This window comes from Kitasatospora sp. NBC_01250 (genome assembly GCF_036226465.1).
GTDB lineage: Bacteria > Actinomycetota > Actinomycetes > Streptomycetales > Streptomycetaceae > Kitasatospora.
Genome location: NZ_CP108476.1, coordinates 7,008,464 through 7,029,439, shown reverse-complemented (window position 1 = coordinate 7,029,439; position 20,976 = coordinate 7,008,464). Strand labels below are relative to the sequence as shown.

Below are 20,976 nucleotides of genomic sequence, written 5' to 3'. Positions count from 1 at the left end.
GGCGGTCAGCGCCGTCGGCCGCGGCGGGCGCGGGGCGTGCGCAGCTCCTCGAAGCGCGGCAGGTCCCCGTCGAGCAGCCGCTGCCAGGCCCGGCGGTACAGCGCCGCCGCCGGCTCGCCGGGCACCTGGGCGCTCGACGGGGTGCTGTCGAACATCGGCAGCTTCCAGGTCTCCAGCGGCAGGCGCGGGCTGCTCTGCTCGCTCCAGCCGCCGGGCAGGAAGAGCGTGCGACCGGCGCGGGTCCGGGTGGCCTGCACGACCAGGTCGCTCGCGGCCAGCTCGGCCCGGGCCGCCTTCAGCCGGGCCGGCTTCCAGCCCGTCCAGCGGGCGGTGTTGCGGTCGGTGGGGTCGGGCATGGCCAGCAGCATCAGGTACAGCACGGCGGCGTCCGCGCCCAGGCCGTGCCGTTCGGTGACGGCCGCGACCAGGTCGGGCACCGAGCGGGACGGGTCCTGCGGCCACCAGGTGCCGTCCGCGCCGCGTTCGCCCGCGGCCGGGTCCCCGGGGTCGGCGAGCAGGGCCGCGAAGTCCGCCGAGCCCACCGCCTTGAGGGCGGTCTCGGCCGGGAAGGGCTGGGCCCCGTCGGCCCGCAGCACCGGCAGGTACGGGTCCTCGCCGGCCGCGTCCAGCAGGGCGGTGCGGATCGCGGGGGCGGGCTGGTCGTCGTGGGTGGACAGCAGCACCGCGCCGTAGCGCTCGTAGCCCTGGCCGGTCTCGGTCGGGGCGCCCGCGATCCTGCGGAAGCCGGACAGGCTGACGTACCGGCCGAGGTCCAGCAGCAGGTCGGGGTTGGCCAGTCGGGCCCGGACGGCGTCGAGCGCGGCCGGCAGCGTGCTGCGCAGCGGGTCGCCGGCGGGCAGCCGGTGGGCCAGCCAGCCGGCCATGGTGACCACGGCGACCAGGGTGGCCGCGGTGAACCCGGTGCGGGTGGGGTCGGTCGGGTGCGCCCGGTCGCCCTTGACGGCCCAGACCAGGTCCTCGGTCAACTCCCGGGTGGTGGCCGGGTCGAGCACCGCGGCGAGCGCCTGGCGGGCGGAGAATTCGGTGCGCACGGCGCGGCCGGCCTCGGCCAGCAGCGCCTCGGGGACGGCGACCCGGCGGCCGATCAGCTCGTTCCACACCCGGGCAGCCGCCTCGGCGTCCGGTCCGCCGGTCCACAGCTGCTCCGGGTCGGCGGGCAGCAGGGCGGCGAGCAGCCGGCGGCGGGTGAGCGGGGGCAGGGCGCGCAGCTCGTCGCGGGCCACGGCCGCGTCCGCGACCTTCAGCCCGAGCAGGGCGCGGGTCCCGGGGGGCAGGAAGTTGCGGTGCCAGCCCTCCAGCCGGGGCAGGCCGGCCACCACCAGCGCGGCCAGCGTGCCGGTGACGCCGGTGAGTTCGGCGAACCGCGCGGCGGCCTCGGGGAACCACGGGGCCGGCCCGCGCTCGGCCGCGACGGCGAGCACGGCCTCGGCGCGCCCGTCCGGCGCGGTGGCCACCGGCGCTGCGTCGGCGAGCAGTTCGTACGGGGCGGGCACCGCGAACCGCTCGGCCGGGTCGTGGAACAGCGCGGCGCACTCGATGTCCCCGTTGACCTGGGTGCTGTTCTGGGTGACGAGCAGGAAGGCGCCGTCGCCCAGCGGCAGCAGCCGCACCGGGTTGCCGTGCCGCCCGCCGGTGGCGCGGCCGGCCGTCCGCGCCGCGGGCAGCCGCAGCCGGACGCTGCGCCAGCGGGCGGCGCCCGCCGGGCTGGTGAGGCCGAGGCCGGCCAGCACCTCGACGAAGCCGCGCAGCGCCGTCCGGTCCTCGGCGGTGGAGGACGCCGTGACCGCGCGCAGCGCGACGGCCTCGGCCAGCGCGGGCAGCTCGGCCCAGAGCAGCCGCTGGTAGGGCGCCTGCGGGGCGTCCAGGTGCAGGGTGCCCGGCGTCGCGGCCGGGGCCCCGGGGCGGGCCGCCCGGGTGAGGAACCAGAGCTGCTCGGCGCCGCCGCGCGAGTCCTGGCCCCCGTACCAGCCGCCGAGCGCGCCGAGACCGTCGAGCGCAAGCCCGAGCGACGCGTCGTCGGGCCCGGGCGCCTCCTCGGCCGGGGCCGCGCCGCCGGCGAGCTCCAGCTCCAGCCGCTCGGCGACGGCGGCCAGCCGCTGCCGCGGGCCCACCGCGCTGCGCACCACGCCCGCGATGCCCGCGATCAGCGCCTCGTCGGTGACCTCGGGCAGCAGCGCGCGGATCTCGGCGGCCAGCTCGGCCGGGCGCTCCGGGTCGGCCGCGCCGGCGGCCTCGAGCAGGGCGGCGGCCGTCTCGTCGGACACCTGGCGCAGCGCGGCCGAGCCCTGCGGGTCGCGCGGGCGCAGGTAGTGCCAGTAGCGCAGCGGGGGCAGGATCAGGGTGCCCTGGGCGTAGGCGCCGGGGGCGGCGTCGGTACGGGCGGTGGCGGTGGTGACGCCGTCCGCGTCGACCAGCCGGATGCCGTAGCTGCCGTCGCGGACCACGGCCTGCGGCCGTGCGGCGCCCGGGAAGTGCACCAGACGCAGCGGCGTGCCCCGGTGCGGCGCCAGGGTGACGGCACCGCCGGCCAGGTCCTCGCCGCGGTGCGAGCCGTCCGGCAGGTGGATCGTCCGCCAGCCGAGCAGGCCGCCGTCCCCGGTGGGCGCGGGCTTGACCCAGCCGGACTCCAGCACGCTCCCCGAAGGCGCCCCGCGCAGCGCGTCCGCGAGGAAGGCGGGCGCGCTCGCCCGGCCGACGGTGTCGGTGACCGGGTCGTACTCGTGCCAGGCCGACTGCCGGGTGCCCTCCGGGTCGGCCCACACCCAGCAGGACCGTCCGTCGCCGATGACGGCGCGCTCGGCGGGCAACGCGGTGTCCCCGGCCCGCACCACGCCGTGGCCGGTGGTGCGGCCACCGCCGGGCAGCGGCAGGCCGTGGGTGTCCAGCGAGCCGAGCCAGTAGGTGCGCATCCCGCGGCAGCCGGTGCCCTCGGGCATGGTGAACACCTGGTCGGCGGCGGTGTGCCAGTAGCCGAGCACCTGGCGGTTGTTGGCCTTCGAGCGCCACTGGACCAGCAGCGAGCCGTCCACGTAGTGGAAGCCGCGCTCGGCCGGGTCGCCGGCCGGGAACCGCAGGTCGTGGGTGAGCACGGTGCCCTCGGCGTCGAGCACCCGGGCCTGGGAGGCGCCGGAGGCGATCAGGTGCGGCCAGGCGTCGGCGACCACGATCTCGTCGATGTCCTTGCGCGGGACCAGCTCGGCGGCGGCCTGGTCCCAGGCGGGCCAGCCGAGTTCGTCGAGCAGCCCGGCCCGCAGGCAGCCGGCCAGCAGGGCGCCCAGGTCGGTGCCGGCCACCGCCCGGACCTCCTCCTCCGCGAGCGCCAGGACCTCGCCCGGCAGCCAGCCCAGCCGGTCGAAGGCGTTGGCCAGCCCGGGCAGGCCCACCGCGGTGGAGCCGCGGGCGACCTCGGCCATCCAGGCGGCCAGCAGCGGGCGGCCACCGGGCGAGCGGGCCAGCAGACCCAGGGCCTGGCGTCCGGCCGGGCCGTTGCCGAGCCGGTCGGCGCCGCTGCGGAAGGCGGCGTGGAAGCGCGGGTCGGCGGCCAGCGCAAGCAGGTCGCGCCGGTGCTCCTCCTGCGCCCAGTTGTCCAGCCGCAGGCTGGTGCGCTCGGTCGGATCGGCCACCGGCACGCCGAGGGCCAGCAGTTGGTCCAGCAGGTCGAGGTCGGTCTCGGGGATCCGCAGGGCCGTGCCCGCCGCCGCGAGTTCGGCCCGCAGCTGGTCGACCAACCGGTCGACCAGCGGATAGAGCGCAGGGATCCGGGCCCGGCCGCCCCAGCGGCTGCCGTGCCGTTCGAGGAAGCGGCCGAACCATCCGGCGGTGCCGTCGCACGGGCGCTGCCCGGCCGGCAGGGTGCCGTCGCACAGGCCCGCCACCGCCCCGGTCTCGGCGAGGATGTCCAGCCAGAGCGTGCCCGACTCGTCGTCGTGGGCGCTCGGCATCAGGTCGAGCAGCCGGCCGCGGACGGCCGGGTCGCGCCGGCCCAGGGACACCAGGGCCGCGCGGTGGCGCTGCCACCAGCCGGTGGCGGCACGCAGGGTGGCGGGCAGCTCCAGCAGTTCGGCGAGGTACGCGCCCTCGGCGGCCTCCGGGTCCAGCGCGGCCGCCCGGGCCAGCCGGCGCAGGTCGGTGGCCATCACCGCGGACGGCTCCAGGCCGCCGGCGGTGCGGCGCAGGCACAGGTGCCGGAACCGCTCGAAGGCCTCGGCGGCCGGCACCCGGGCACCGAGCTCCTTGGCGTACCCGGACAGCACCTTGACGGGCAGCGCGCCGGCCAGCGCGAACTCCAGGAAGACCGCGTCCAGGCGCTGTTCGTCCACCGGCAGGCCGTGCTGGGCCTCGGCCTTGCGGGCCCGGGTGAACAACTGGGCGGCGTACTGCGGGTTCTCGGCGCCGAGGAAGACCCGGCCCGCCTGCTCGTAGAAGGTCGGCAGGAAGTGCGGCACGGCCGCGGCCAGCCGCTCGCCCAGTGCCAGGTAGCCGTCCAGGGCGGCCTTGGGCCGGCCGGCGGCCTGCCGGGCGAGCCGCTCCACCTCGGGGACCACGCCCAGCGCGTGGTGCCCGTCCTGCGGGTGGTGCGCGAGCACCCACTCGGGGAAGCCCAGCGCCTGGCGCAGGCCGAGGCCCACCTCGGCCGGGGCGCCGTCCGGCTCCAGCCCGAGGAACCCGGCGACCAGGTCCTCCGCCGCGCCCAGTTCGGCCGGCACCAGCCGCACCACGACCCGTCCGTCCAGGCCGGGGTGGCGGTAGCCGCGGGTGGTCAGCGGCACGGCGCGCTCGCCGGCGCCCTCGGTGCCCGGCGGCAGGACCGCGCCGGCCCGCAGCAGTTCGGCGGCCCGCGCCTCGGTCGTCGTCACAGTGCTGTTCCCCCGGGCGTTCGTGGGTGTCGTGGTGGGTGTCGTGGTGGGTGTGTCGGCGGGGGTGCTCATGCCTGCTTGACCTCCTCGACGGTGCGGCCCGCGTACAGCGCGGCGGCCATCCGCATCCCCTCCGACCAGGCGACCGGGCCGACCTCGCGCAGCGTCAGCGCCCGGCCGTCCGCGTCCCGCCAGCTCAGCGCGCCGGTCTCGGCGACGCCGTCCCAGTACGGCTCGCCGATCCACACCGCCGGCTCGACCGTCTGCCCGGCATCCCGCACCCGCCCGGTCGCGTAGCCGCCCGAGACCCGGTAGCCGAGCGAGGTGGCGCGGGCCGCCAGGCCGAACCGCGAGGAGAACCGGCCACCGGCGAACTCCCGTACCTCGGTGGCCTTCTCCGGCTGCTCGGCCGGCTTGCGCCAGGTCGCCCGGTGGATCTGCTCGACCCCCTGGACCACCCCCAGCTCGGCGGCGAACTCGCGCAGCTCGTCCAGGTCGGCCAGCAGCACGGGGTGCGGCAGCGTCACCGTGGCGGGCGCGATGCGCACCGTCTCGCCGTCCAGGTCGACCAGCCGCAGCTCGCCCTCGGGCGTCGCGTCCCGCAGGAACCCGACCTCCTCGGCCCCCTCCCCCACCACCGCGAGGTCGCGCAGCGCCGCCTGCCAGGCCTCGTCCGGCCACACCCGCGCCAGCAGCCCGGTCGGCACCGGCAGCGAGGAGACCATCCAGGCGTCCACCTGCTCGCGGCAGGAGACGGCGTGGCGCTCCAGCCAGGTCGCGAAGCGGCGCAGCCGGTCCGTCTCGGGGTGCTCCCGGACCGCCTTCGGCAGCGACTTCAGCACCCTGCCACCAGAGCGACCGCGCGTCGAGCGCGCCGTCACCCTGCCCTCCACCAGGGCGACCTCATACCCGTCACCCGCCGCCAGCCAACCCATAACGGACCCACCTCGTGTTCGACACGTCGTCAGAAACCCCGCAGCTGAACGGGGGTCCGGACACCCGTTTCGCGGTGATGGGGGAAAGCTAGCGCCCGACACGGACAACGGCCGACGGGTCGGCGGGGCCGCGGCGGCCGCGGGCGGCGGGGTCTGCAGCGAGGTGCGGATGCTCGCTGTACGCACCAGGCCGGGCAGGAGTCGATCATGACGCAGATCACAGGCCGGGGCCGGGCGGCGACCGTCCGTGCGGCCGGAGTGGCGACCCTTGACATGCCGTGGGGATGCTGGATTACTAGGCCGTGCCGCAGACAGACCGAATGGTCGGTCGGTACCAGGGTGGTGGATCGCATGACACGGACGTCCGTGACACAGGGCCCCGACCGGGCGCTCGGGCCGGTGGAGACGATGCTGGCCGCCGACCAGGCCTCGCGCGGGCTCGGCATCGAGCTGCTGGAGCACGGCACCGGACGGGCCGTGGTGCGGATGACGGTGACCGCGGCGATGGTCAACGGGCACCGGATCGCCCACGGCGGCTTCCTCTTCCTGCTCGCCGACACCGCGTTCGCCTGTGCCTGCAACAGCCACGGGCCGGTCACCGTGGCGGCCGGCGCGGACATCGAGTTCGTCGCCCCCGCCCACCTGGGGGACGTGCTGGTGGCCACCGCGCGCGAGCGGGTGCGCTACGGGCGCAGCGGCGTCTACGACGTCACCGTGCTGCGCGGCGACGAGGTGATCGCGGAGTTCCGCGGCCGCAGCCGGGACCTGCGCACCCCGGCCCCACCCGCCGCGGCCCCGTACCCACCGGCAGGCGGTCCGGCGACCGGGCAGGACGGGGAGGCGGGGCAGTGACGGACGGGGAGCCGACCGGAGCGTCGGCCGGGCCGGTGCGACGCCTGGGCGAGCCGCTGCCCGCCGAACTGCTCGACGAGGCCGAGAAGTTGCCGCCCGAGGAGCTGCGAGCCATCCAACTCACCCGACTGCAGGCCACCTTGCGGCATGCGTACGATCATGTCGAGCTCTACCGCCGCAAGTTCGACGCGGCCGGGGTCGGCCCCGAGGACTGCCGCAGCCTGGCGGACCTGGCCAGATTCCCGTTCACCACCAAGGCCGACCTGCGCGACACCTACCCCTTCGGCATGTTCGCGGTGCCGATGGACCAGGTGCGCCGGCTGCACGCCTCCAGCGGCACCACCGGACGCCCGGTGGTGGTCGGTTACACCGAGCGCGACCTGGACATGTGGGCCCGGGTGATGGCCCGTTCGATCCGCGCCGCCGGCGGCCGCCCCGGACACAAGGTGCACATCGCCTACGGCTACGGGCTCTTCACCGGCGGCCTCGGCGCCCACTACGGCGCCGAGCGGGCCGGCTGCACGGTGATCCCCGCCTCCGGCGGCATGACGGCCCGTCAGGTCCAGCTGATCCAGGACTTCCGACCCGAGATCATCATGGTCACCCCCTCCTATCTGCTCACCCTGCTCGACGAGTTCGAGCGCCAGGGCCTGGACCCGCGCGCCACCTCGCTGCGGGTGGGCATCTTCGGCGCCGAGCCGTGGACCGAGGAGATGCGCCGCGAGATCGAGGCGCGGATGGACATCCACGCCGTGGACATCTACGGCCTGTCCGAGGTGATCGGCCCCGGGGTGGTCCAGGAGTGCGTGGAGACCAAGGACGGCCTGCACGTCTGGGAGGACCACTTCTACCCCGAGGTGGTCGACCCGCTCACCGACCGGGCGCTGCCGGACGGCGAGCACGGCGAACTGGTGCTCACCTCGCTCACCAAGGAGGCGCTGCCGGTCATCCGCTACCGCACCCGCGACCTGACCCGCCTGCTGCCCGGCACCGCCCGACCCGCCTTCCGCCGGATCGAGAAGATCACCGGCCGCTGCGACGACATGATCATCCTGCGCGGGGTCAACCTCTTCCCCAGCCAGATCGAGGAGATCGTGCTGCGCACCCCCGGCGTGGCCCCGCACTTCCAGCTCCGGCTGACCCGGCAGGGACGGCTCGACCAGCTGACCGTCCAGGTGGAGGCGGCATCGCCCGCCACCGGCGCCGAGCAGCGCGAGACCGCCGCCCGGGCGATCGCCAGGGCGGTCAAGGACGGGATCGGGGTGAGCGTGGCGGTGGCGGTCGTCGACCCGGAGACCCTGGAGCGCTCGGTCGGCAAGATCCGCCGGGTCAGGGACCTGCGCGGGGCGTGACGCCGGGCCGGCCCGCCCGCCCGCCTACCCGGGGTCACCACGCCGTCACCATGGCGCTTGATCTTGCGTGTGGATACGATTACCGTACGTATGGTTGCCTTAAGCAACCAGCCGTACGGAGACGGGGCATGCCCGGGCCCGAGCAGATCTGCTGGTCCGTCACCACAGGCTGACACCAAGGGATATGACGAAGGGCCGACGATGCGCAGGGGGAGCGCGCGCCGACCGCAGAAGGGACCGGCCGCCATGTCTGGCGACGACCAAGCATTTGGCATGTACGTGGAGGAAAATCTCAACGCGCTCGCGCGCTGGCCCGAACGGGAGGCGGTGGTCCACGGGGAGCGGCGGATCAGCGCGGGCGAGCTGCGCGAGCTGATCTACCGGATGGCCCGCGCGCTGCTCGACCAGGGACTCGGGAGCGGAACGACCATCACCCTGCTGAGCGGCAACCTGCCCGAGACGATAGCGGTGCGCTACGCGGCCAACCTGATCGGCTGCACGGTCAACCACCTCTACAACAAGCTCTCGGCGGACGTGCAGGCGGCCATCGTGCGCGACATCGAGACCACCGCGCTGATCGTGGACCCGCGACTGGCCGACCGCGCCACCGAGCTGCTCGACCTCGCACCGGTGTCCACCGTCCTGACGCTGGGCCCGGCCGGGGTCGGCAAGGACCTGCTGGAGCTGGCCGCCGGCCAGTCGGCCGAGCCGCTGGCCGCGCTGGCCAAGCCCACCGACATCATGAGCATCCGCCACACCGGCGGCACCACTGGCCACCCCAAGGGGATCTGCACCACCTTCCGCCAGGCCGAGGCGTTCCAGCGGAAGCTGGAGGAGCTGGCGGAGGTGGAGCGCCAGCTCGTCTGCACCACCCTGGCCCACGTGGCCGGCCACCTGGCCGACCGGACCCTGGGCGGCGGCGGCACCGTCGTGCTGCTGGAGGACTTCGACGCCGCCGAGGTGCTCGCCACCGTCGAGCGGGAGCGGATCACCCAGCTGTTCGTCCTGCCGCCGCTGCTCTACCAGGTGCTCGACCACCCGGACGCGGCCACCACCGACACCTCCAGCCTGCGCAGCGTGGTCTACGGCGGCTGCCCCGCCTCGCCCGCCCGGCTGCTCGACGCCCTGCGGCGGTTCGGCCCGGTGCTCTTCCAGTTCTACGGTCAGAACGAGGTCGGCGGGATCAGCACGCTGGGCACCGCCGACCACGACCCCGAGCGCCCCGAACTGCTGCGCTCGGCCGGCAAGGTGCTGCCCGGCGTCGAGGTGGAGATCCGCGACCCCGAGGGCCGCGCGCTGCCGACCGGCGAGCTCGGCGAGATCTGCGTGCGCTCCGACGCCGTCATGGAGGGCTACTGGAAGCAGCCCGAGCTGACCGCGGAGGTGCTGCGCGGCGGCTGGCTGCACACCGGTGACCTCGGCCGCTTCGACGAGGAGGGCTACCTCTACATCCTCGACCGGCTGAAGGACATGATCATCGTGGTGGGCGGCCACGTCTACACCACCGAGCTGGAGGAGGTGCTCAACGCCCACCCCCAGGTCCTGCAGAGCGCCGTCTTCGGCGTCCCCGACGCCGACCGGATGGAGCAGGTGCACGCCGTGATCGTGCTCGCGCCCGAGGCCACGGTGGACGAGGCCGAGCTGCGTGCGATGGTGCGCGAGGAGCGCGGCGCGATGTACGAGCCGGCCCGGATCACCTTCGCCGAGGCGCTGCCGCTCACGGACGTCGGCAAGCCGGACAAGAAGCTGCTGCGCCGCCGGGCGGAGGAGCAGGCCGCCTGACCGGACGCCGGCCGCCGGTGCGCGCCGGGCTCCGCGGGGTACTCCCCCGCGGAGCCCGGGCGCCGTTGTCAGCGCCGGCCCCTAGCCTGGGCGCATCGTCCTCACGGACCCCGCTCCCCGGAAGGAACCCGCTCATGACGGCACCGGTGAAGGGCCCCGCCAGCTACTTCCCCTCGATCGAGCAGAAGTACGGCCACCCGGTCGCGCACTGGCAGGAGCTCATCCGCAGTTCGCCCCTTCGCAGGCACATGGAACTCGTCGCCTGGCTGAAGACCGAGCACGGCCTCGGCCACGGCCATGCCAACGCCCTCGTCGCCCACACCCTCGCCGAGGGCCGCTGATCCACGGGGATGCCCGGGCAACGGGCAACGCTCGGCGAATTCATCCCCAGTTCGCGTCGTCGCGGTCTTCCGTTCCGGGCCGGTGGCCACACTCGGCCCCGGCCCGAGCACCATGCCCGCCCCTCGGTGGACGCACCCGGAAGTCCACACGCCCGAGCGCACCTGACGATGAGGACAGAGCGATGACGAACCCGTTCGAGGATGTCGACGGCAGCTACCTGGTGCTGGTGAACGACGAGGGGCGGCACTCGCTGTGGCCCGCCCGAACCGAGGTGCCGCGCGGCTGGACCGTGGTGCACGGCCCGGCCGTCCGCCAGGACTGCGTGGAGTACGTGGAGGCCAACTGGACCGACATGCGCCCCGCGAGCCTCGCCCGCGCGACGACCTGACGCCACCGGCGGGTGAGCCGGTGGGCCGTGACCGCCCGTTGACGGACGGTGTCCGGGACGGGCGGGCGTGCCTGGCCGCGGGGCGGGGCGGCGGATACGATCGATAGAGCCCCACCTCTCCCGGGATGCGTGGTCGCCCATGACATCGATCTCCGAACGGCTGCCCCGCTACGTGCGGCTGGCGCCGTGGGCGCTGATCGCCGCCGGGCTGACCTGGAACGCCCTGGCCCCCGTCGAGTACTGGGGTGATCCCATGCTGGCCGCGGCGGCCGTGACGGCCGGGACGCTGCTGTCGTTCCGCGAGACGGTGCTCGTCAGCGTCGCGATCGTCGTCGGGATCCTGGTGCTGCTCGCCCATGACGGTTCGGTCGGCAACGACTCCGGCTACCTCGAACTGGCCAACACGCTGCTGGCGGTGTCCGTCGGGTTCTGGCTCAACCAGGTGGTGGCCCGGCACGGGCGGCGGCTCGACCTGCTGCAGTCGGTGGCCCGCGCGGCCCAACTGGCCGTGCTGCCTTCGCCACCGCCCGAGGTCGGGCCGCTGCGGGTGGCCACCGGCTACACCGCGGCCCAGACCGAGGCGCTGATCGGCGGGGACGCCTACGCCGTGCAGCAGACCCCGTTCGGGGTTCGGCTGCTGATCGCGGACGTGCGGGGCAAGGGCCTCAAGGCGGTGACCGCCGTCTCGGTGCTGCTCGGCGCCTTCCGGGAGAACGCCGAGCGGGCGCCCGATCTGGTCACCCTGGCCGACAGCGTGGAGCACGCCCTGCTGCGGGAGGTCGCGCACAGCGACGAGGAGCTGCGGATGGAGGGCTTCATCACCGCGCTGCTCGGCGAGTTCGATCCGCTCCGGGGCGAGCTGCGGCTGCTCGACTGCGGCCACCCCGGCCCCTACCTGCTGCCCGCGGGCGGGGGCCGGGTGCGCCGGCTCGACGCCGGCGATCCGGGGGTGCCGCTCGGGATGGCCGCCCTCGGCGGCCCCCGCCCGCGGCCCGACCACTGGCCGTTCGCCGTGGGCGACACGCTGCTGCTGGTCACCGACGGGGTGACCGAGGCCAGGAACGGCGCCGGGGAGTTCTACGACCCCCTGCAGCAGCTGGCCGGGCTGGGACACCGGGACGCGCCGCGGGAGCTGGTGGCGGCCGTGACCCGGGACGTCGAGCGGTGGACCGGCGGCCCCCGGGACGACGACATGGCGCTGCTGGCGGTGACCTGCCGGGCCGACGGGGCCGGGTCGGGCGGACCCTGACCCGCCCTGGCACGGCAGGACCGCCCGACACGACAGCCCCGCCCGGCGCAGCAGGCTAGCCCGGCCCGCCCGGCCCGGCAGGCCCGCCCGGTGCAGCGGGCCCGGCGTCACCCCAGGGCGGCCACCAGCTCGGCGATCGCGTCGAGCGGCCGGTGCGCGGCGAGTTCGGCGCTCAGCGCCCGGGCCCGCTCCCGGAACGCGGGCTCGCCGAGCACCTGGCCGACGGCGTCCGCGAGGTCGGCCTCCGCCGGGCGTCCGGTGCGCAGGTCCAGCCCGGCGCCGCTCCACTGGACCCGGGCGGCGACCTCGGGCTTGTCCTCGCCGGCGCCCGCGACCACCAGCGGCACGCCGTGCCGCAGCGCCGTGTGCACGCCGCCGTAGCCGCCGTTGCTGACCAGCACGTCCGCGTGCGGCAGCAGCCGCTCGAAGGGCAGGTAGCCGGCCACCCGGACGTTGCCGGGCAGCGTGCCCAACCTCTCGGCCAGAGCCTGCGGACCGTCCGGGCGGGCGGTGACCGCGACCACCAGCGCCTCGTGGTCCGCCAGCGCCCGCACCGCGGGGACCAGCAGCTCGGTCAGGTCGTCGTGGGCCAGGCTCCCCTGGGTGACCACCACCACCGGCCGGTCGTCCGTCAACTCGTGCCACCAGGAGGGGGTTTCGAACTCGGCGGCGGCGAGCGGCGGCAGCGCGCCAATGCACCGGAAGGACGCCGGGGCGTCGCTGCGCGGGTACTCGAAGCCCGGCACGGTGAGCTGGAGGTAGTGGTCCGGCGCCCGGACGATCGTGTCGGTCCGGGGCCCCTCGGGGAGGGCGACCCCCACGCTGGCGAAGAGCGCGGCGGCATACTGCCGCAGCGGTTCGCCGCGCCTGGTCGCCTCCGCGTTCAGCGCCAGGTTGCGCTGCCGCCCCTGCTCCCCCGCCAGCGGCGGCAGCCCGGGGCCGAACGGCGCGGTGTCCACGCTCTGCAGGGTGGGCGGGGCGGTGCCGATGCTGACGACGGCCGGCCGCTCGCCCTTCGGCCGCGCCAGGGCCAGCCCCAGCATGCCTTGGAAGAGGCTGTCGCCGATCACCGCCGTCGCCGGGAACTCCGCCAACAGCGCCTGCAGCGCCTGGTACTGAGCGGGTATCGGGTCGATGAAGATGTGCCGGACGTCGAAGAGGGCGCGCTCGGGACCGGCCGGCAGCTCCGCCCGCCCGGGGAAGGCCGCGTTGATGTCGCGGTCGTCGAAGTCGGCCACGGGCGGCAGCGCGACGAACCGCGCGCCGGTGGCCCCGGCCGCCTCGGCGAACCGGCTGCCGCCGAGGAAGGCCACCTCGTGGCCGCGGGCGACCAGATCGGCCGTGATGGCCAGCAGTGGACCGGTGTGGCCGTGCGCGGGCATGGCGACGGTGATGATGCGGGACACAGGTGCTCCGTGATCGGGTGGGCTGATGGTCGGGCTGGTGGTCGGGCCGGCGGGTGCCGGGTCGGGGTCGGCCGGCTTCAGGGGTCGCCCTCCCGGCCCGCCGGGCCCCGGCGGCGCCGCTCGGCGCACGCGAGCGCGCCGGAGAGGGCCAGGCCCGCGGCGAGCGCGAGCAGACGGCCGACGGCGGCGCAGTCGCCGTCCCCGATCCCGTCCAGCAGGTCCGGCCAGGCCAGGGCCAGCAGCACCAGCCAGCCGGCCCGCAGCCACACCGGCCGGGCGCGGCAGAGCGCCACCGTCATCGCCGTGACCACCAGGTAGGAGGGGCCGGTGTCGAGCTCGTGCGCCGCCACGGCCGGCAGCGCGTCGTGGTGGATCCGCCACCACACCAGCGCCTCGGTCAGCGCCGTGACACCCACGTGCACGAGCACCAGCGACACCACGGCTCGGGCCGGGCCCAGCAGCTCCACCACCGTGAAGGTGGCGAGCGCGAAGAGCGGCCACACCCAGGCGGAGTCCGGCGGGACGAAGGCCGAGACCACCAGCGCCCCGACCGGATGGCCCGCGGGCCACGGGTGCAGGTTCGCCAGGTTGGCCGACGACCACTCCTGCAGGTGGTTCAGCCGGCCGGGCGACAGCAGCGCCTCGACCGGCCACCCGAGGGCCAGCGCCGCCACGTACCAGGACGCCGGGTTTCGCAGCAGGGTGCGCCGGGCGGGCGCGGCGGGGGCGGCCCTGAGCAGGGACATCGGTGCTGGCTCCAGAGGATCGGTGCGGAGGCGACGAGCCGCATGATCGCCGACCCGGATCGACAAAAACTTGCCGTCCGCTTGCCGCCCCCGGATGACGGCCACCCGCGACCCCACCACCTAGGCTGGGAGACGGACCACGCCCCGCCCGAAGCAAGGGAGCCCGCGGTGAACGACCAACCCGAGCCTGCGGCCTATCCGCAGGTCAACGTCCAGGTCGACCAGGTCGAACCGGTGCCCCGGCGGATCCGCGCGGTGCTGGCCGGCGAGACCGTTCTCGACACCACCCGGGCCCACTACGTCTGGGAGGTGCCGTACTACCCGCAGTACTACATCCCGCTGGCCGACGTCCGCGCCGGGCTGCTGGTGCCGGAGGAGGGGGACGCGGCCTTCGAAGAGAGCTCGCGCGGCACCGCCCAGCGGCACGGGCTGTGCCTCGGCGACGAGTGGCGGCCCGGCGCGGCCAAGGTGCTGCCGCAGTCGCCGGTCCCCGGGCTCGGCGGCACCGCGCGCTTCGAGTGGGGCGCACTGGACGCGTGGTTCGAGGAGGACGAGCAGGTCTTCGTGCACCCGCGCAGCCCGTACGTCCGGGTGGACGCGCTGCGCTCGACCCGCACGGTGCGGGTCGAGCGCAACGGCACGGTGCTCGCCGAGTCGTCCTCGCCGGTGCTGGTCTTCGAGACCGGTCTGCCGACCCGGTACTACCTCGACCGCACCGACGTGGACTTCCGCTCCCTGGTCCCCAGCGACACCGTCACCGCGTGCCCCTACAAGGGCACCACCACCGGGTACTGGTCGGCCCGGATCGGCGGGCGGCTGCACCCGGACCTCGCCTGGTGCTACGACTTCCCCACCCATCAGCTCGCGCCGATCGCCGGCCTGGTCGCGTTCTACAACGAGCGGGTCGACCTCTGGGTCGACGGCCGCAAGCAGGCACGCCCGTAGCGGCCAGAGCCCGTCCGGCGGATCTTGCCGGGCGCGCGACGGAGCGTCACAGGGCCAGTGAGTCCAGCACCATGGCGGCCGTGGCCGCCGGTTCGCCGGCGGTTCCGACCAGCCACGCGTCCGGTTCCGGGCCGTGCCGGCCGGCGAGTTCCCGGGTCCGGCGCCGGCCTCCGCCGGTGATGTTCAGCAGCACCCGCGCGTCGCGGGGCACCCGGCCGGCCGCGACGGCCTCGCGCAGGCAGGCCACCGCCACCGCCGCGGCCGGCTCGATGTCGATGCCCTCGGTCTCCTCGAAGAGCGCGCCGGCCGCCCGGGCCGCGGCGCCGTCGGCGACCAGCACGTCGCCCGCACTGTCGGCGAGGATGTCGCGCACGCCGCCACGGACCGCGAACGGCGGTGCGGCGTTGACGAGTTCGGGCGCGTGGACGTCTTCCTGCCCCGCCGTCCCGCGCTGCCCGGCGGCCCCGCCGTCGCCCGGACCCGCCGCGACCGCACCGCCGGTGGCCTCCCAGTGGCGCCAGAGCCGGTGCAGCGGCGCGAACTCGCTGTTCTGGCAGAGCAGCATGCGCGGCACGCTCCCGCCGCCGGGCTGCGCGGCGATCCGGCGCGAGGCCTCGTGGGCGGCCACCGCCCCGGTGCCGCTGCCCACCGCCTGGACGTAGTAGTCGGGCAGCCGGCCCATCGCCTCGTACCCGGCGAGCATGACGACGGCGAGTCCGTCGCGCCTGGCGACGTTGCGCACCCCGCCCTCGGGGAAGAACACCGGATCGGCGGCCAGCAGGCCCTGGCTGTAGGCGATCGCGTCGTTGTAGGTGCCGCCCTTGACGGCGACGATCCGAACCCGCCTGCCGATGCCGTGCAGGGCGTCGATCACGCCCAGGTCGGGCAGCGCCCGGTCGGGCACCACGAGCACACAGGGGAGGTCGACCTGGTCGGCGGCCAGCGCGAAGGAGGCCGCGGTGTTGCCGGCGGACGCGACCACCATGACCCCGGCGTCCTCGGGGGTGCGGGCCAGGACGGTGAAGGCTTCCAGCTCCTTGAACGTCCCGGACACCAGGTGGCTGCCCCGTTCCGGCCAGTAGCCGTTGAACGCCACCCAGAGATCGGTCAGACCCAGTGCCGCTCCCAGGTTCTGACATCGGTGCACGGACGGCAGGCTCGAACCCGGGATCTCCCGGGCGACCGGCAGCCACTCCCGGTACCGGAAGATGCCCGACGCCCCGGCCGAGACCGGCAGCGCGGCGGCCCGGTAGTCGGTGCGCAGCAGCGAGGCATCCGCGCAGCCGCGGCAGCTCGTGATCAGTCCGTCGTCCGCGGAGCGCGTCCCGCACTCGACGCAGACGACGGCATAGTGTTCCCCGTTCAACGCCCGTCCCCCTGCTTGTTCTTGGCTGCCCAGCAGCCTTTGCCCCCGCGCGCGGCCGGCGCGGGGGCAGTGCCCCGACCCGGGGCAGCACGAACCGGCCCGGCCGAGGCATGGCAGCGGGGCTGCGGTGTCGGTCAGCGCTCGCGGTGCCGGGCGGCGCGTCGGTGGGACGCGCCGCCCGGCACCCGCGGCCGGCCCGGCAGGCCGGCCGGCGCGCACTACTCGGCGGCCTCCATGGCCTCGATCAGGCTCGCGGGCCGCATGTCGGTCCAGTTCTTCTCGACGTAGTCCAGGCACTCCTGGCGCTTGGCCGCCCCGAAGACCTGGTTCCAGCCGTCGGGCACCTCGGCGAAGGCCGGCCACAGCGAGTGCTGTCCCTCGCCGTTGACGAGCACCAGGTAGTCGGCATCGGGATCTTCAAACGGATTCGTCACCGCGTCGCCCTTCTCGGAAGCACATTGTTCGGAAGCACAGTGTGGATCGCGGTCGGTGGCAGCCACATCCGCTCTGGGGAACCCCCGTTCCACCGCGGCTCCACTATGGCCCAGGGGTCGTGACCGATCAAGTCTTGTTGATCACCCGCCGACGTGCCCGCTCGACGCCGACGGGACCCCGGCCGCCGGTCCGCGGCTGCGCCCCAGCTGCCCCCGGTGCCCCATCGGGAAGCGCGGTCGGGCAGCAACACCCCTGCCATCACGCCATCCTGGCGACGTAAGGACGGTCACAAAGGATCCGTCAAGACCGCAGACCTTCCTGCCACAGAGCATCTTCGACGCAAGATCTTCCACGCTCCCGCGTGGAACCACCCAGTAAAAGGAAGTTCTCACTTTGGTAAAAGATGCAACTTTCTCCACACGATGTCCAGAAACGGTCACCCTGCCAACTCCGGACGACCTCACTCGCCAAGCCCCCTCCACGCCCTGATAGGAATGAGCCGGACGGACCGATCGCGACCCATGCGTCATCGCGAGGCAGCACAACGGTGGCGCCGACGCCCTTTCTTGACGGTCCGTCATCAAATCGGGGGGCCGATTCAGCCATTCCAGTCATGCGCACTCAGCAATGGGGGGACACAGCCATGTCCGACAAGACGAGTACGACCGAACTCACCCGCCGCCGCATGCTCCAGGGCGCCGCCGTCGCCCTGACCGCCACCGCCGGCACGGCCCTGCTGGGCCTGTCCAAGCCCGCCGCGAAGGCCGCTGCGGCCGACGGCGGCAGTGCCACCTTCGACGAGGTCTTCCAGGGCCGCCACATCCAGGGCATGCCGATGAGCGGCGGCATGGCCGGCATGGCCGGCATGCACCACGGCTCCGGCTACATGGTGCTGATCGACGGTCAGGAACTGCACGTGATGCGCAACGCCGACGGCACCTGGATCAGCGTCATCAACCACTACCAGACCTTCAGCACGCCGCGCGCCCTCGCCCGCGCCGCCGTGAACGAGCTGCAGGGCGCCACCCTCACCCCGATCGACCTCTGAGCCCGGCCTGCCACCGCACGTCCGACTCCGCACCCCGAACACGTCACAAGGAGCACCCATGGCAGTCCGCAAGAACCAGGCGACCCTGACGGCCCAGGAGAAGCGCGACTTCGTCAACGCCGTCCTGGCGCTCAAGAAGCAGGGCCGTTACGACGCCTTCGTCACCACGCACAACCAGTTCATCATGAGCGACCAGGACGACACCGAGCGCACGGGTCACCGCTCGCCGTCCTTCCTGCCCTGGCACCGCAAGTTCCTGCTGGAGTTCGAGAAGGCCCTGCAGGCCGTCAACCCGGCTGTCTCGCTGCCCTATTGGGACTGGACCACGGACCGCACCCCGAACGCCTCGCTCTGGGGCCCGGACCTGCTGGGCGGCGACGGCACGGGCTCCGGCGGCCGGGTGACCACCGGCCCCTTCGCCTACGCCGCCGGGAACTGGCCGCTGACCGTACGCCCGGACAGCCGCCCCTACCTGGTCCGCAGGCTCGGCGGCGACACCCCGAACCTGCCCACCCGGGCCGACGTGGACAGCGTGCTGGCCATCACCCCGTACGACGCCGCACCGTGGAACAGCGACTCCGACGGCTTCCGCAACAACCTGGAGGGCTGGCGGGGCGTCAATCTGCACAACCGGGTGCACGTCTGGGTGGGCGGCGCGATGAGCACCGGCATGTCGCCCAACGACCCGGTCTTCTGGCTGCACCACTGCATGATCGACCGGCTCTGGTCGGCCTGGCAGAGCCGCCACCCCGACCAGGGCTACCTGCCCACCGCCACGACCCAGGACGTGGTCGCCCTGGGCGACCCGATGAAGCCGTGGAACGACACCGCCCCGGCGGCCCTGCTCGACCACACCGTCTTCTACACCTACGACAGCGCGTACTGATCCCGGGGCGCACCACGGGGGCCGGAGACCGGAGTTGGCGTCACTCGATGGAGCGATCGCCAACAGCCCACCGGATTCAGCGGTACGGAGACGAATCATCTCCGAGAGGACGTCACCCTACGGCTTCGTCGGGCATTCTCCGCGCTGGCCGGCACGGCAGCCGTGGCGCTCCGCCCGCGGGCGGAGCGCCGGCTCCAACTCCCCTTCACAGCCGCCCGAAGGTCCTCAGCAGGTACTCCTTGCGGTCCAGCGGGTTGCTGTCCGTCCGCTGCCGGGTCGGTACCGCCCCCACCACCGGGGTGAAGCCGTGGAAGCGCGTGAGCAGCACGCCCTCCCCCGCGCTCAGCCCCGGCAGCTGCTGCTCGAACTCCCGCGCCGTACGGGCCGGCAGGTGCCCCTCGACCAGGTAGCTGCCACCCCGGAGCACGGTCGTGGCCACCGTGGCCCCGCACTCGGCCAGGGTGAGCAGCACGGTGCTGACGTGCTCGGCCGGCACCTCCAGCTCGAAGCCGTTCACCGGCTCCAGCACCTGGGTGCCGGCCTGCCGCAGCGCGTTCATCAGCACCAGCGGGGTCAGCCTGCGGAAGTCTCCGGCGGTGCTGATCGGGCTGGCGAAGCCGGTGCGGGTCAGCGTCACCATGACGTCGAGCACCTCCCAACCGTGCAGACCCTGCTGGAGGGTGGCCCGCACCGCCTCCTCGATCCCCTTGTGGAAGGCGGCCGGCAGTGAGCCCGGTTCGACCGCGCGCCGGAAGACCGTCCCCGAGCCCGGCTCGCCGGGCTCCACCCGCAGACCCACGGTGGCCCAGAAGAGCGTCCGGCTCTGCGAGCCGATCTCCTCCACCGCCGCGCCGATCCCGATCGGCCGCTCCACGCAGATGATCCGGGTGTCCTCGAAGACCACGTCCAGTTGGTGCTCCTCGGCGAGCGTGGCCTTGATGACCTCCTTCTGCACCTCGCCGTAGAGCGAGACCGACACCCGGGGCTCCGCCTGCGTCCGGTCGACCCGCACATCGATGAGCGGATCCTGGTCGGCCAACTGCTGCAGGGCCTCGTAGAGTTGGGGAGCATCCCCGGGCCTGGTCGGCCGGATGACGGTCTCCAGCGTGGGCGGCGCGAACAGCTGGGGTCCGCCCGGCCCCGCCCCCTCGCCCGGCCGGTCGCCGATCCGGTCGCCGATCCGGATCCCCTTGAGCCCGCGCAGCTTGGCGATGTCACCCGCCACCGCCGTCCGCTCGACCAGCGCGGCACCCCGCTCGAAGACCTCCACCGCCGTGCAGCGGCCGGTCAGTCCGGTGACCGCGCCCTGGCGCTCGGGCCGGTGGAAGGCGACGTCGGCGCGCGCGGCCAGGGTTCCCGAGTGCAGCCGGACATAGGCGGTCCGCTCGCCGGCCCAGCCGCGTTCGATCTTGAACACCGTCCCGCGCAGCGCACCGTCCCCGCTCCCCGAGCACTGCGGCAGCAACCGCGCGATCGCGTCGGCCAGTTCGGCGACCCCGGTCCCGGCCAGCGCCGAGCCGAAGAAGACCGGGTGGACCTCGCCGGCCCGGACGCACCGGGCGAGAGCGTCCTCGTAGTCGGCGGCGGTCGGCTCCGGCCCCTCGCCGAGGTAACGCGCGAGGAAGGCGTCGTCGTGGTCACCGAGCAGCTCCGCCAGCTCCCCGGCGAAGTCCTGCTGCGCGAGCTGCCGGGCGCTCGCCCGCGCCAGCGGCGTGCCGAGCCCCGTCACCCGGCTCATCAGGACGGTGGCGGGCGTGAGTTCGGCGCGGATCTCGGCCAGCAGCTCCGACTCCCGGGCACCCCGGCGGTCGATCTTGTTCACGAAGACGAGCACGGGCATCCGCAGCCTGGCCAGCGTGCGCATCAGCAGGCGGGTCTGCGCCTGCACGCCCTCGACCGCCGAGACGACCAGGACCACGCCGTCGAGCACGCCAAGGGCCCGCTCGACCTCCGCGATGAAGTCCGGGTGACCGGGGGTGTCGATGAGGTTGACCTTCACCTCGCCGACGGTGAAGGAGACCACCGCCGACCGGATCGTGATGCCGCGCCGGCGTTCGAGCTCGTGCGAGTCGGTCTGGGTGTCCCCGCGGTCGACGCTGCCGATCCGGTCGATCACCCCGGCGGTGTGCAGCAGCCGTTCGGTCAGGCTGGTCTTACCGGCATCGACATGGGCCAGGATCCCGATGTTCACGCTTGTCATGACGTGCTTCTCCACGCTGTTCGGTCGTCAGTTCCATCACCGGAGCAACACGGATCTTTCGGGACATGACGCTCTCCTCAGCGGTGGCGACGACGGGGGCCGAACAGACCGGACCTTATCGGGGCGCACCGTGCCAAGCACCTGGTTTTCCCGCGCCGTTCGGCGTG

At 74.4% G+C, this 20,976-nt stretch carries 16 protein-coding genes; 9 read left to right on the top strand and 7 right to left on the bottom strand.

From position 1 onward, the window contains the following. Positions 1-5: 5 nt before the first annotated feature. Both OG500_RS29835 and OG500_RS29830 read right to left on the bottom strand, forming a co-directional pair. Positions 6-4,949: a DNA-binding protein gene (locus OG500_RS29835; protein ID WP_327069946.1), complete on the bottom strand. Its 4,944-nt coding sequence runs from the start codon at positions 4,947-4,949 to the stop codon at positions 6-8. Beyond that, positions 4,946-5,812 (bottom strand): DUF4132 domain-containing protein, encoded by an 867-nt coding sequence (locus tag OG500_RS29830; RefSeq protein WP_327069945.1) that lies wholly within the window; start codon positions 5,810-5,812, stop codon positions 4,946-4,948. The genes OG500_RS29835 and OG500_RS29830 overlap by 4 nt, the downstream gene beginning before the upstream one ends. A 351-nt stretch (positions 5,813-6,163) precedes the next feature. Between OG500_RS29830 and paaI the strand changes: the two genes are divergently transcribed. From paaI to OG500_RS29800, 6 genes are all read left to right on the top strand, one after another. Beyond that, on the top strand, positions 6,164-6,664 hold the full coding sequence (paaI, locus tag OG500_RS29825) for a hydroxyphenylacetyl-CoA thioesterase PaaI (protein ID WP_329584558.1): 501 nt from the start codon (positions 6,164-6,166) through the stop codon (positions 6,662-6,664). Further along, positions 6,661-8,016, top strand: coding sequence for a phenylacetate--CoA ligase PaaK (paaK, locus tag OG500_RS29820; protein WP_329584556.1), 1,356 nt, complete (start codon positions 6,661-6,663; stop codon positions 8,014-8,016). The genes paaI and paaK overlap by 4 nt, the downstream gene beginning before the upstream one ends. Before the next feature lie 246 nt (positions 8,017-8,262). Then, a complete protein-coding gene (locus OG500_RS29815; protein WP_329584554.1) occupies positions 8,263-9,798 on the top strand; it encodes an AMP-binding protein in 1,536 nt (511 codons plus the stop codon). 134 nt (positions 9,799-9,932) lie between these two features. After that, the gene (locus OG500_RS29810; protein ID WP_327069941.1) at positions 9,933-10,139 is read left to right on the top strand and encodes a DUF4287 domain-containing protein; all 207 of its coding nucleotides are present in this window, start codon (positions 9,933-9,935) and stop codon (positions 10,137-10,139) included. Between the two features lie 182 nt (positions 10,140-10,321). After that, a complete protein-coding gene (locus tag OG500_RS29805) occupies positions 10,322-10,528 on the top strand; it encodes an MbtH family protein (protein ID WP_327069940.1) in 207 nt (68 codons plus the stop codon). A gap of 139 nt (positions 10,529-10,667) precedes the next feature. Then, a complete protein-coding gene (locus OG500_RS29800; protein ID WP_329584551.1) occupies positions 10,668-11,777 on the top strand; it encodes a PP2C family protein-serine/threonine phosphatase in 1,110 nt (369 codons plus the stop codon). A gap of 107 nt (positions 11,778-11,884) precedes the next feature. Here the strand turns inward: OG500_RS29800 and OG500_RS29795 are convergent, their stop codons facing one another. Together OG500_RS29795 and OG500_RS29790 are read right to left on the bottom strand one after the other, a co-directional pair. Next, positions 11,885-13,183, bottom strand: coding sequence for a nucleotide disphospho-sugar-binding domain-containing protein (locus OG500_RS29795; protein ID WP_329584548.1), 1,299 nt, complete (start codon positions 13,181-13,183; stop codon positions 11,885-11,887). Between the two features lie 77 nt (positions 13,184-13,260). Then, entirely contained in the window at positions 13,261-13,929 is a 669-nt protein-coding gene (locus OG500_RS29790) for a rhomboid-like protein (protein ID WP_329584546.1), read from the bottom strand. 168 nt (positions 13,930-14,097) lie between these two features. Between OG500_RS29790 and OG500_RS29785 the strand changes: the two genes are divergently transcribed. Then, positions 14,098-14,874, top strand: a complete 777-nt coding sequence (locus OG500_RS29785) for a DUF427 domain-containing protein (RefSeq protein ID WP_329584544.1) — start codon at positions 14,098-14,100, stop codon at positions 14,872-14,874. A gap of 46 nt (positions 14,875-14,920) precedes the next feature. On the opposite strand, the gene OG500_RS29780 is transcribed toward OG500_RS29785, so the two are convergent. Beyond that, positions 14,921-16,240, bottom strand: a complete 1,320-nt coding sequence (locus OG500_RS29780; protein WP_329584542.1) for a cysteate synthase — start codon at positions 16,238-16,240, stop codon at positions 14,921-14,923. A gap of 218 nt (positions 16,241-16,458) precedes the next feature. After that, on the bottom strand, positions 16,459-16,674 hold the full coding sequence (locus tag OG500_RS29775; RefSeq protein ID WP_327069934.1) for an MbtH family protein: 216 nt from the start codon (positions 16,672-16,674) through the stop codon (positions 16,459-16,461). A gap of 644 nt (positions 16,675-17,318) precedes the next feature. Here OG500_RS29775 and melC1 point away from each other — a divergent pair. Together melC1 and melC2 are read left to right on the top strand one after the other, a co-directional pair. Beyond that, the gene (gene melC1, locus OG500_RS29770) at positions 17,319-17,723 is read left to right on the top strand and encodes an apotyrosinase chaperone MelC1 (protein WP_327069933.1); all 405 of its coding nucleotides are present in this window, start codon (positions 17,319-17,321) and stop codon (positions 17,721-17,723) included. Positions 17,724-17,781: 58 nt separating this feature from the next. Beyond that, positions 17,782-18,609, top strand: a complete 828-nt coding sequence (gene melC2 / locus OG500_RS29765; RefSeq protein WP_329584540.1) for a tyrosinase MelC2 — start codon at positions 17,782-17,784, stop codon at positions 18,607-18,609. 205 nt (positions 18,610-18,814) lie between these two features. Here melC2 and OG500_RS29760 read toward each other — a convergent pair whose 3' ends face one another. Next, on the bottom strand, positions 18,815-20,809 hold the full coding sequence (locus OG500_RS29760; RefSeq protein ID WP_329584538.1) for a translation factor GTPase family protein: 1,995 nt from the start codon (positions 20,807-20,809) through the stop codon (positions 18,815-18,817). Positions 20,810-20,976 lie beyond the last annotated feature (167 nt).